At 32.1% G+C, this 12,151-nt stretch carries 11 protein-coding genes; 9 read left to right on the forward strand and 2 right to left on the reverse strand.

The genetic code is table 11. The features are described from left to right. The first annotated feature begins 104 nt into the window (after window positions 1–104). Both AN960_RS15600 and AN960_RS15605 read left to right on the forward strand, forming a co-directional pair. A complete protein-coding gene (locus tag AN960_RS15600; RefSeq protein WP_056473334.1) occupies window positions 105–1,724 on the forward strand; it encodes a putative polysaccharide biosynthesis protein in 1,620 nt (539 codons plus the stop codon). Between the two features lie 204 nt (window positions 1,725–1,928). Then, window positions 1,929–2,651, forward strand: a complete 723-nt coding sequence (locus tag AN960_RS15605) for a pseudouridine synthase (protein WP_056473335.1) — start codon at window positions 1,929–1,931, stop codon at window positions 2,649–2,651. A gap of 189 nt (window positions 2,652–2,840) precedes the next feature. On the opposite strand, the gene AN960_RS15610 is transcribed toward AN960_RS15605, so the two are convergent. Further along, the gene (locus AN960_RS15610; protein WP_056473526.1) at window positions 2,841–3,041 is read right to left on the reverse strand and encodes a DeoR family transcriptional regulator; all 201 of its coding nucleotides are present in this window, start codon (window positions 3,039–3,041) and stop codon (window positions 2,841–2,843) included. Between the two features lie 307 nt (window positions 3,042–3,348). Here AN960_RS15610 and pepV point away from each other — a divergent pair, with 307 nt between their 5' ends. The 5 genes from pepV (at window position 3,349) to AN960_RS15635 (ending at window position 9,981) form a co-directional block, all read left to right on the forward strand. Next, complete coding sequence (gene pepV, locus AN960_RS15615) at window positions 3,349–4,752, forward strand: dipeptidase PepV (RefSeq protein ID WP_056473337.1); 1,404 nt, start codon at window positions 3,349–3,351, stop codon at window positions 4,750–4,752. Window positions 4,753–4,886: 134 nt separating this feature from the next. Further along, window positions 4,887–6,074, forward strand: a complete 1,188-nt coding sequence (locus tag AN960_RS15620) for an MFS transporter (protein ID WP_172795422.1) — start codon at window positions 4,887–4,889, stop codon at window positions 6,072–6,074. A 1-nt stretch (window position 6,075) separates the two neighbouring features. After that, on the forward strand, window positions 6,076–6,633 hold the full coding sequence (gene thpR, locus AN960_RS15625) for an RNA 2',3'-cyclic phosphodiesterase (protein WP_056473340.1): 558 nt from the start codon (window positions 6,076–6,078) through the stop codon (window positions 6,631–6,633). Between the two features lie 254 nt (window positions 6,634–6,887). Further along, window positions 6,888–9,053: a type I pullulanase gene (gene pulA / locus AN960_RS15630; protein ID WP_056473342.1), complete on the forward strand. Its 2,166-nt coding sequence runs from the start codon at window positions 6,888–6,890 to the stop codon at window positions 9,051–9,053. 139 nt (window positions 9,054–9,192) lie between these two features. Beyond that, window positions 9,193–9,981 carry a phosphotransferase family protein gene (locus tag AN960_RS15635; RefSeq protein WP_172795423.1) on the forward strand — a complete coding sequence of 263 codons (789 nt, stop codon included), beginning with the start codon at window positions 9,193–9,195 and terminating at the stop codon, window positions 9,979–9,981. Window positions 9,982–10,012: 31 nt separating this feature from the next. Here AN960_RS15635 and AN960_RS15640 read toward each other — a convergent pair whose 3' ends face one another. After that, complete coding sequence (locus AN960_RS15640) at window positions 10,013–10,291, reverse strand: YtzH-like family protein (RefSeq protein ID WP_056473344.1); 279 nt, start codon at window positions 10,289–10,291, stop codon at window positions 10,013–10,015. Between the two features lie 150 nt (window positions 10,292–10,441). Here AN960_RS15640 and trmB point away from each other — a divergent pair, with 150 nt between their 5' ends. Together trmB and AN960_RS15650 are read left to right on the forward strand one after the other, a co-directional pair. Further along, entirely contained in the window at window positions 10,442–11,083 is a 642-nt protein-coding gene (gene trmB, locus AN960_RS15645; RefSeq protein WP_056473346.1) for a tRNA (guanosine(46)-N7)-methyltransferase TrmB, read from the forward strand. A 222-nt stretch (window positions 11,084–11,305) separates the two neighbouring features. Continuing rightward, complete coding sequence (locus tag AN960_RS15650; protein WP_056473347.1) at window positions 11,306–12,148, forward strand: YtnP family quorum-quenching lactonase; 843 nt, start codon at window positions 11,306–11,308, stop codon at window positions 12,146–12,148. Window positions 12,149–12,151: the final 3 nt, after the last annotated feature.

Consider the following 12,151-nt stretch of genomic DNA (forward strand, 5'->3'; position numbering starts at 1 on the left):
TTTCAAGTAAGCTCCAACTTCTTATCATTTTTTAATTTTTTCTTTTTAGATGATATGGTAAGATAGATTAGTTAGTTTGATCGAGAATTGGTAGGAGGCAGTTTATGTCAGATTCAAAGTTGCTACGAGGTACCTTCATATTAACTGCTGGTACATTTTTAATAAAATTTCTAGGAATGATTTATACATTCCCTTTTTATGCGCTAGTTGGTTCAAAAGGGTCTGCATTATATAATTATGGTTATGTTCCATATACATTGTTTATCAGTATAGCTACTGCAGGTGTTCCGTTAGCTGTAGCAAAATTCGTTTCCAAATACAATGCTATTGAAGAATATGAAACAAGTAGAAGGCTTTTTCATGCAAGTCAGCTACTCCTAATATGTACAGGTATATTTTCGTTTTTAACGTTATATATCATTGCACCTTATATTGCACCTCTTATGATTCCAAAGGATTCAAAAGGTAATAGTGTAGAAGATGTTGTTACAGTTATGCGAATAGTAAGTACTGCGTTAATATTAGTACCTTCTCAAAGTTTATATAGAGGTTTTTTCCAGGGGCATCAATCAACAGGCCCAACTACTGTTTCACAGTTAATTGAACAAATTGTACGTATTGTATTTACACTAGTTGGAAGTTATATCATTCTAAAATTTATGGGTGGAACAATTACACAAGCAGTAGGGTTATCAACGTTTGCAGCTACAATTGGTGCTGTAGGTGGTATTTTAAATTTACTATGGTATTGGAGAAAGCGAAAAGTTCATTTAGATGAACTTCTTCCAAAATCAAAAGGATTGATCTATCCTACTAAAATGGAAATGTTTAAAGAGTTATTTTCTTATTCAATTCCATATGTGTTTGTTGGACTTGCAATCCCGTTATATCAGTTAGTGGATCAGTTTACTTACAATAGAGCAATGGAATCAATTGGATTAAAAGATATTGCAGAGAATACTTATGTAATGTTTTCATACACAAGTCACAAACTAGTAATGATTCCAGTTTCATTAGCAACGGCATTTGGTTTAACACTTGTTCCTGCTATAACTGAAGCTTTCGTAAATAAAAATCATAAAAAGCTACAAAGTCAAATTACCCAAACTTACCAAGTTGTATTCTTCCTAACTCTTCCTGCTGTAGTAGGTATATCAGTTTTGGCTGAGCCAATTTATAGTGCTTTTTATCAAAAAAGTACACTTGGTGGAAGTATACTAGGCTTTTATGCTCCAGTAGCTTTATTGTATTCACTTTTCACAGTAAATGTAGCCATTTTACAAGGTTTAGATAAACAAAAATATGCGATTATTGGTTTAATAGGCGGAGTAATATTAAAAATTGTTTTAAATGTACCATTAATTTATGCATTTAAAACATATGGCGCGGTATTGGCGACCGCATTAGGCTATTCATTTTCAATCGTATACAATTTCTATTATATTCGTAAAAATGCGCAGTTCTCTTTCAATAAAGTGTTTAGAAGGATTATCTTTATGATTATCTTATCTGGCTTAATGGCCGGAGCGGTTTATGCTGTAGAATACTTATTAGGATTCTGGTGGACTTATAAAGATGGTCGAATGATTTCAATGTTCCTTGTCATCATTGGAGCAATTGTAGGAGCCGTTGTTTATTTAGGTGTTGCATACAAATTAAACCTATTTGAAATTATTTTAGGAGCTCGTTTAAATAATCGTTTTAAGTTTGGAAAAAGAGGATAAAAATATATGGTGAACCTTCTTTTGTAATGGTTCACCTTTTTTTACACATTAAGAAAGTAAGTATAAATTGATAGCGGAGAAAACGAAGTAGTAGCCAATTTCAGGAATTAGTGTAATTGCAACTACGCCTCTGACTTCGCTAAAAAAGCTCGCTAATTGGCGAGTTTTCTTGAATTTTTATTTAGAAAGAAAAGGTGCTAATTAATGAGAATTGATAAAATTTTAGCCAATATGGGATATGGCAGTAGGAAAGAAGTAAAGTCTCTACTAAAACAAGGTGTTGTAAAGGTTGGAGATAATATTGTAAAAAGCCCAAAAGAGCATGTTGATATTGAACAGCAAGTTGTAACGGTAAATGGTGAAGTAGTAGAGTATAAAGAGTTTGTTTATTTAATGATGAACAAACCACCAGGTGTTATATCTGCCACAGAAGATTCTGAGCATGAAACTGTAATCGGATTATTAGAATATGAAGATATCATTTTCGAGCCATTTCCAGTTGGACGTTTAGATAAAGATACTGAAGGATTATTATTAATAACGAATGATGGTCATTTGGCACATCAATTACTTTCTCCTAAAAAACACGTACCAAAGAAATATTATGCAACGATTGACGGAGTAGTAACTGAAGCTGACATTAAAGCATTTGAAAAAGGCGTAACTCTTGAAGATGGTTATTTAACAAAACCTGGTTATTTAACAATTCTTGAATCCGGAGAAGAATCTGAGATCGAACTAGTTATTATGGAAGGTAAATTCCATCAAGTTAAAAGAATGTTTGAAGCAGTAGGAAAGAAAGTTACTTACTTAAAAAGATTAGAGATGGGTCCTTTAAAGTTAGATGAAGATTTAGAGTTAGGTGAATATCGAGAACTAACTGATGAAGAAATTGACCTATTAAAGTCGGTTAACGAAGAGAAATAAAGTGTTACTTATAAATGAGTTTAGATGAATCAAAATGTAAACATAAATTTTATCGGAGCATTTTGACAGGTGAGACTCACGGAAGTCGAGCAACCGTAAATCAGATATTAGATAGAGAGCCAAAAGAAAAACAAAAACCCTTGATTAGACGTCAGACAAGACAATCAGAGGTTTTTGTTTTTCTTTTTTTTACGAAGAAGCTTTTACTTTTTTCCCTGTTACGGCCCATTTTCCCCTACTTGGACTATAAACTAGATTATTAAACTCTAAAATGTTTAAATCTCGTTGGATTGTTCTAGGTGTAATACCAAACTCCTCCACTAGGTCTTTTGTAGAAACGGTGCCATTTTCACTAATATACATGTAAATGGCTTTAATTCGAGTCAGCATTCGAGAAGTTCCAGAATTCAAAAAACCACTCCTTTACCTACCGCATTGTTTCATAACAGGTTAGTTAAGTATATTACTAGTTAAGCTTATATTTTCATTTTACTCTTTTTCAGTAGTTTCATAACGAAATTTATGAAAATAATACAAAAATTTAATGAAAATTTGCGCAAACGTAATCATTTTGCAAGTTTAAGGTAATATATTCTACAAAGAGTGTCATATTCCTTCTTTTTTCGTTCCATTTATTAATAAATTATGTTTAAATTTTAAAAGATGATAAACTATTTATATTAAAGGAGGTATTACTATGACACAAATTAATTGGATGGAAGAAGTTTTAAAACGTAAAGAAGATTATTTAAAGCAAACGATTGAACTTCTTAATATTGAAAGCGTTTATGATGAAGCGACTATTTCAAAAGAAGCACCTATGGGTAAAGGGATTAATGAAGCACTTACATACATGTTAAATTTAGGTGAAAAAGACGGTTTTATTCCAAAAAATGTTGATGGATATGCTGGTCACTTAGAAATGGGAAGCGGCGAAGAACTAGTAGGAATTCTTTGTCACTTAGATGTAGTACCTGCTGGTGATGGCTGGTCTCATGATCCATTTGATGCAATTATTAAAGATGGAAATATTTATGCACGTGGCGCAATTGATGATAAGGGTCCTACAATGGCTGCTTATTATGCAATGAAGATTGTGAAAGAATTAGGTTTGCCTATTAATAAACGTGTCCGTATGATTCTTGGAACAGATGAAGAAAGCCAATGGCGTTGTGTTGATCACTACTTTGAAAAAGAAGAAATGCCAACAATGGGCTTTGCACCTGATGCAGATTTCCCTATTATTTACGCTGAAAAGGGAATATTGGATATTAATTTCAAACAAGTGCAGTTAAATGAAGATAACGAGAGTGAATATAAATTAGTATCATTCTCTTCAGGTAGAAGAGTAAATATGGTTCCTGATTATGCAAAAGCTATCGTTTCAGGACCAAATTTTGATCAAGAAGCATTTACAAAGCATATTAGTGAATTAGGTTGTAAAGCTCAAGTTTCTGAAGAAAATGGACACAAAGTTTTAGAAGTAGAAGGCGTTTCTGTACATGGTATGGAGCCTGATAAAGGTAAGAATGCTGGTATTGCATTAGCAAGCTTCTTAAATCAATTTGAATTTAATATTAATGCTGATCGATTCTTAACATTTATCGTTGAAAACTTCAAAGGTGACTCTCGTGGTAAAAACTTGGGCGTTGCATTTAATGATGATATTACTGGAGATTTAACAATTAATTTAGGAATTATGCAATACGAAGAAAATAATGGTGGTTCATTTGGCTTAACTTTACGTTATCCAGTGACAACTGATATTGACTTTGTTATTTCAGCACTTACTGAGCGTGGAAGTAAATATAGCTTTGAATATAATGAAATTAAAAACTCGAAGCCTCACCATGTTCCACAAGATCACCCATTAATTCAAACTTTACAAAAAGTATATGAAGAGCAAACGGGTGAGGAAGCAACATTGTTAACAATTGGTGGCGGTACATACGCACGTTCATTAAGTGCAGGTGTAGCTTTTGGACCATTATTCTTAGGAAAACCGGAAGTAGCTCACCAAAAAGACGAATATGCTGAAATTGATGATTTATTAAAAGCAATTGCAATTTATGCACAGTCTATTGCGGAATTAGTTAAGTAAAAATAAGATTTAGACTGATTAAACGACTCGATTTTTTGAGAAAATAAGGTGAAGCGAGCGTTTTTCGGTTAGTCAGTAAGGGGAGAAAAGTTCCTCCCCTTTTTTATGTATTTTTTTGGGAGTTGAGAATAATTTTGAACACGTTACAAGCACGTAAAAATAGCATCTTACTAATTTTTAAGGGCTATTATTTTTGTTTATTTTTTGCAATAGGATCGCTAGGACCTTTACTTTCTTCTTACTTTAAAAATGTGTTGGATTTATCAACTCCACAAATTGGAATATTAATGTCTCTAACACCGATCGTTGCTATTTTTTCACAGCCTTTATGGGGAATGGTTAGTGACATGACGCTTAATCCTAAAAAAATGTTGCTTATAGCACAAATCTCCACAATCGTAATTGCACTTTTCTATTCTACAATCACTTCGTATGGCATGCTTTTATTTGTTGTCATCATGTTATCAATGACACAAAGTGCTTTAATTCCTCTTTCAGATAGTATTGCACTGAATTATGTCCAAAAAATTGGTGGGAATTACGGAGCTATTCGATTATATGGCTCAATTGGTTTTGCTTTTGCTGTATTAGTTTCGGGAAGATTAGCTGAAATTTTTGGTTTAGTTATTATATTTTTCGTATTTGCTTTTTGCATTTTAGTTGGCTTAGGTATTTCAATTTTTATTCCTAACGCTACCACAATTAGCAAAAGGGAGCCAATCTTAAAAGGTGTTCCGATTTTGCTATCTAATAAAAGATTTTTATTATTTTTAATTTGTGCCTTTTTAGTTTTTGGACCAATTAGTGCAAATAATACTTACTTCGGTTTATATATTCAATCCTTAGGTGGAACATTAACAGGTGTTGGTATTGCATTCCTAATTTCAGCAGGTAGTGAAGCACCATTTTTGCAAGTAGCAAAGAGATTAATTAATCGATTTGGGATATATAATATATTAATTGCAACCGCTTTAGTATCTGCTTTAAGATGGTATTTTTATTTTACAAATCCTCCAATATCGGTTCTTTTTTTATCCTGTCTTACACAAGGACTATCGGTTGGATTATTTATTCCAGCAGCTCTCCAGTTTGTAAGAGATCAAGCACCAGATTCTTTAAAAGCAACTGCTGTTACAATATATTCTGGTTTAGGTTTAGGGATGGGAGAATGGTTCTGTACTTTCATAAGTGGATTTATATCAGAGGCATTTTCAATTAAAGCAATTTATATTTTATTTGGTTCTCTGAGTATAGTTGCAGTTGGAATCATGCAATACTTAAAGAAGGATTCTAACATAAAAGATAAAAAGGAGATTGCGTAGTTTGAGTGAACATTATTTTCTTGCTGTTCCTTTGCCAATACAAATAAAAGAAATTTTAGATGATTATTCAAAAAAATGGGATACAAAACTACCATTAAAGAAATGGACTTTTAAAGATGATTTTCATATTACTTTATCATTTTTAGGTCCAGTTACATATTCAAAAAGTGAAGAGCTTATGGATCATTTACAAAAAGAGCTAAACGATTTTAAAAGTTTTGATTTGTCGATTGATCAGTTAGGTATTTTTGGGAGTACTGTACAGCCACGGGTATGGTGGTTTGGTATAGAGAATAGTGTTGAATTAATGGAGTTACAAAATAGAATTTGTAAGATATGTGAAGAAATCGGTTTTTCAATTGATAAACGTCCACGTCCATATAATCCGCATATTACAATCGCAAAGAAATATAATGATAGGTTCGATAAAGAATTTGAAATCCCACTTAATTGGGAAGAAGAACCTTTAAAATTCAAAGTGAATGAAGTAATTTTATATAAGATTCAACCTTCAAAAAAACCAAGTTACCATATTGCTGAATCAATTAACTTAAAGTAAATAAATAGATTGAAAATCTTGAACAATTTGATGAAATAAAGAAATATTTGAAGAAACTAATGAATACTTTCTGAAGAAGCATTAAAGTGGAATGAATGGCATTCAAATTATGTAGGTAACATCATTAAGGATTTGTTCTTTAGAATCCATTTGATCTCTTTGTGAATATACTAATCATATCGATTTAATAAATAACGAAAAATGCGTAGTTTTAATGTAAAGTTTTAAATTTATAGTCTGGATGGTGAATAGCGTTGTTTCATATTAAAAGGGCTTTTGAAGCTTATATAGATGGATTTCAAGAAATAACAATGATTATTCCCAAGTCGAACAAACATACCGTGCAGTCATATTTTGAACTAATTGAAGAGGATGGTCGGAAAACTAGGCTTCCTGTCGTATCTCGAATAGAGTTTGATAGATTTTTTAAATATACTGTTTTGACAACTGAAGTCCTTTTGTTAGAAAAAAAGTATGAGATTGAAGATGAATTTGGTATTCGCACAGATTTACAAGTAGGTGGAGTTATTCGTTCAAAGGACTTTGATGAAAAATATGCCTATGATGGAGAGGATTTAGGTGCGATTTACTCTAGTAAATCTACACAATTTAAATTATGGGCACCTACTGCTTCTAAGGTTAAGTTAAGAATGTATCAGGAATACGGTGAAAAAGAAAAGTTTACCGAAATGTTTATGGAACGTGATGGAAAAGGGACATGGAAAGCTGTAATCGATCGAGATTGTGACGGTTTAGTTTATAATTTTTTAGTATGTGTGAATCTGATTTGGCGAGAAGCTGTCGATCCTTATGCAAAAGCAGTTACTGTAAATGGTAAACATAGTGTAGTGATTGATTTATCAAAGAGTAGCAAAGTTAGTAAAGTAAATAGTACACCACCAAGTAAGTATACTGATTGTATTATTTATGAAGCCAGTATTCGAGATTTTACTTCTCATCCACTAAGTGGGATTCAAAAAAAGGGGTCTTTTCAAGGGTTTCATGAAAAAGATACGATGTACAATGGTTTTTCAACAGGTTTGGATTATATATGCAAGCTAGGAGTTACACATATTGAATTATTACCATTTTTTGATTTTGAAGGAATAGATGAAAATAATCCTTTCCAAAGCTATAATTGGGGCTACAATCCATTGAATTTCGATGCACCAGAAGGTAGTTATAGTTTAAAACCGGATGAACCACTCGAAAGAATAAATGAATTAAAAAAACTTATTTCAGTTTATCATGAACATGGTTTACGGATTATTATGGATGTTGTTTACAATCATGTTTATGAATTACAAACTAGCCATTTCGAAAAAATTGTGCCAGGATATTACTTTAGACAAGATGAACGTGGATTACCATCGAATGGAACAGGAGTAGGGAATGACTTTGCATCTGAAAGATTGATGGCTAGACGTTTTATTCTGCAATCAATAAAGTATTGGACTAAAGAATATGACATTGATGGGTTTAGGTTTGATTTAATGGGAATATTGGATACGGATACAATGAATCAAATTGTAACTGAACTGACAATCTTAAAACCAGAAATAATCATTTTTGGAGAAGGTTGGGATTTAAATACATCATTAAGTCCATCTTCTCGAAAAGCTACAATTAACCAAAGTCATCAACTATCAATGGTTGGGTTTTTTAATGATAAATTTCGAGATGGAATAAAAGGAAGCACTTTTTCATTTCAAGAAATTGGGTTTATTCAAGGTAATAATATTCATAATGAATATTTGTCCGATTTACTTTTAGGAAGCGTTGGCATTAATAAACAAGTAAATTTATTTAAAGAGCCATACCAATCAATAAATTATGTAGAATCACATGATAATCACACTATGTGGGACAGATTAAAGCTTTCCAATCAAAAAGAATGTGAGGAAATACTTAAGAAAAGGCATATCCTTGGAACGAGCATTGTATTATTTTCGTTTGGTGTACCGTTTCTTCATAGTGGTCAGGAGTTTTTTCGAACAAAAAAAGGTATAGAAAACAGTTATAATTCAGGCGACACAATTAATAGTATTGATTGGGCAAGAGCAGAACGTGAAGCGTCATCGATTAATACTGTTAAAGAATTTATCGCAATTCGAAAGCGCTTTAAATGTTTCCGTTTTTCTTTAAAAGAAGAAATAGAAAAGTATGTAAAGCCAGTCAATTTTCATCGAGATCTAATTGGTTACCGGATTAGCGGATTAGAAGAAATCGACCAAGTTAAAGAGATAATGGTGTTATTTCATAATGGTCTGACTGATAAATACATTGATTTAGGAACTGAAGAAGCCAATTGGGAATATATATGGGATGGTCATAATCATTATGTTAATAAAGGGATGAAAGTGGGATGTAAAAAATTACCAATGCCATCACTTTCGACCGTTGTATTAGTAAAATACTAGCAACTACTTGCAGATTCTAATTAAACAATGTAAACTTGTAAAAGATGGCTTATTACAGCTGATTGTAATAGGCTATCTTTCTTTTTGTAATAAAATAATTTTAAATACAAACATATATAACACAAGGAACGGAAGAACAATGGATAATCATATACAAGAAATACTCGGAAAAGAATGGACAATCTCGCCAGCCGGTGGTTTTACTGGTGAAGCGTATATAGCAGAAAATAATGATAAGAGATTATTTCTAAAACGAAATTCTTCTCCTTTTTTAGCAGTGTTATCAGCAGCTGGTTTTGTTCCAAAATTAGTTTGGACTAGAAGACTAGAAAATGGTGATGTACTTACTGCTCAAGAGTGGGTAATCGCACGCAGTTTAGAACCTCATGAGCTCTCTGCGAAAGGGGTTGCGCAATTTTTATATCGTATCCATTCATCCAAAGAATTGTTATATATGTTAACGAAGCTGGGGATTAATCCATTAGAACCTCAGGAATTACTGCAAACAATTGTAGGAAATCTTACTGAAGAGTTTACACAAAGCCAGATCATTGTAAAAGGCATCGAATATTTAGAGGAAAATATGCCATCTTTTGATTCAGAGGATTTAGTCGTTTGTCATAGTGATTTAAATCATCATAATTGGTTACTTACTGAGTCAAATAATTTATATTTAATCGATTGGGATGAGGCAATCATTGCTGATAAAGCATTTGATTTGGGCATGTTTTTATTCACATATGTAGAACAGAACGATTGGGACAAATGGCTTCGAAATTATGGAATAAAATTAACTGAAGACCTATTAAATCGAATGACTTGGTATGTAGTCGCTCAAACAATCATTTGGATTAAATGGTACACTCTTCGTGAAAATGAAAAGCAGACTCAAAAAATGAAGAGCCTGCTAGAGAAGATATTAGATTAAATAAAAATTTCCTCGGAAATTGTCATATAGATTAAGAATAAGTATTGAAATCAGTCACCCATTGAGAGAGTTGATTTTGGTGGTTTGTAATGTGCTGATCTAAATCAGCAGAATACTTTCCAGACTGACTATAATAATAAACGTCATTTAACATGCTTTTTACATCATCTGTTATTTGGTCGTTCGTTAATAAGGATTGAACAAGTCTTTCTAATTGCTCACATTCTGATATAGTTCCACAACAGTCAGATTGGTGATTCATTAAAATATCACGTAAAATGGTTAATTGATGTTCATGATTTAAAGGCATAAATTCACATCCTTGTTTTATTAAGTACACTTGAAATAGTTTGTGTTATAAGAAATGATTTTATACTATACCTGAATAACCGAGTGCCATAGTGCTTGGTTTTTTCTTTGAGTAAATATAAATTGCAAAATCGAGAGGGAGTAAAATCTTATGAGATTAAGACATAAGCCAGGTGCGGCAGATCAAGTTAAAGAAAATGCTCATTATGTAATTCCAAATCCGTCTGAACAAAAAGGGAAATGGAGAGAAGTTTTCCAAAATGATCAACCAATTCATATCGAGGTTGGTACGGGTAGAGGTCGTTTTATGGTCGGTATGGCTAAAGCCAATCCTCATATTAACTATATTGGCATTGAGAAATATACAAGTGTAATTTCTGATGCATTAGATAAATTAATTGAAGCTGAAGTTCCGAACTTAAAGCTGTTAAATGTAGATGCTCAAAAATTAACGGATTTCTTTGAGGACGGAGAAATAGATCGAGTATATTTAAACTTTTCTGATCCATGGCCAAAGGTACGTCATGAAAAACGTCGATTAACATATAAAACATTTTTAAATATGTATCAGCAAATCTTGAAAAATGATGGGGAAATTCATTTTAAAACAGATAATCAAGATTTATTCGAGTTTTCAATCATGAGTATGGCGAACTACGGAATGACAATGCATTTCTTAAGCCTAGATCTTCATAATAGTGATTTTGAAGGAAATATTATGACTGAATACGAAGAAAAATTTTCTTCAAAAGGTAACCGTATTTACCGTGTTGAAGCTGCTTACAGAAACTAATCAAAAGACTATCGTGATATATTGATCATGATAGTCTTTTTTATTTTGCTACAGTACAAGAAATTTTAATAAGAATCTTTATGTTCAAGCAAACTAAACCGATTTTTGATTTCATATTCACTAGTGATTCCTTTCTTTCACCTATTCATGGTCTTAAAATATTCAGTAAATTCGTAAAAGTGGTATAATATTTAGGTCTAGTAAAAAAGAAAGGGGATAAGTATGGAACAGTTGAAAATTGGAACTTGTACAATTCAGTGGCTTACTGGAGGAAATACCCATTTAGATGGTGGAGCAATGTTTGGAGTTGTTCCAAAGGCACTTTGGTCAAAAAAATATATAGTTAATGAGAAAAACCAAATTCCTTTACGTACTGATCCAGTATTTATTCAAACAAATGGTTTAAACATTATTATTGATAGTGGAATTGGTGTTAACAAATTAAATGAGAAACAAAAAAGAAATTTTGGCGTTACAGAGGATTCAATGTTAGAAGAATCATTAGCAAAGCACGGATTAAAACTAGACGATATTGATTATGTCATTATGACACATTTGCATTTTGATCATGCAAGTGGATTAACAAAACTTGAAAATGGTGAATTCAAACCTGTATTTTCGAATGCGAAAATTATTACTTCTCAAATTGAATGGGATGAGATGAGAAATCCGAATATTCGCTCAATTAATACATATTGGAAAGAAAATTGGGAAGCAATCGGGCACCAAGTAATCGCATTTGAAAAAGACTATTCTTTAACAGATGAAATAACGATTATTCACACAGGTGGACATAGCGATGGGCACAGTATTATAAAAATTGAAACTGAAGATGAGCTATTATTACATATGGGGGATTTAATGCCTACACATGCACATCAATCACCTTTATGGGTTATGGCATATGATGATTACCCAATGACATCTATTTACGCAAAAGAAAAATGGGTTAATTTTGGTTTGCAAAAAAAATCTTGGTTTACGTTCTATCATGACGATGTATTTAGAGCAATAAAATGGAGCGCCGAAGGACAAGTATTACAGTCGATCGAACGCTCCAAATAATTT

This window comes from Bacillus sp. FJAT-25509 (genome assembly GCF_001420605.1).
In the GTDB taxonomy this organism is placed as follows: domain Bacteria; phylum Bacillota; class Bacilli; order Bacillales; family Bacillaceae_G; genus Gottfriedia.

Bases quoted from the DNA above. Each gene is read 5' to 3' on its own strand.
- AN960_RS15640 (WP_056473344.1), bottom strand. From the start codon at position 10,291: ATGCCTTTAAATCATGAACATCAATTAACCATTTTACGTGATATTTTA.
- AN960_RS15610 (WP_056473526.1), bottom strand. From the start codon at position 3,041: ATGCTGACTCGAATTAAAGCCATTTACATGTATATTAGTGAAAATGGC.
- AN960_RS15635 (WP_172795423.1), top strand. From the start codon at position 9,193: ATGGATAATCATATACAAGAAATACTCGGAAAAGAATGGACAATCTCG.
- AN960_RS15650 (WP_056473347.1), top strand. From the start codon at position 11,306: ATGGAACAGTTGAAAATTGGAACTTGTACAATTCAGTGGCTTACTGGA.
- pepV (WP_056473337.1), top strand. From the start codon at position 3,349: ATGACACAAATTAATTGGATGGAAGAAGTTTTAAAACGTAAAGAAGAT.
- AN960_RS15600 (WP_056473334.1), top strand. From the start codon at position 105: ATGTCAGATTCAAAGTTGCTACGAGGTACCTTCATATTAACTGCTGGT.
- AN960_RS15605 (WP_056473335.1), top strand. From the start codon at position 1,929: ATGAGAATTGATAAAATTTTAGCCAATATGGGATATGGCAGTAGGAAA.
- trmB (WP_056473346.1), top strand. From the start codon at position 10,442: ATGAGATTAAGACATAAGCCAGGTGCGGCAGATCAAGTTAAAGAAAAT.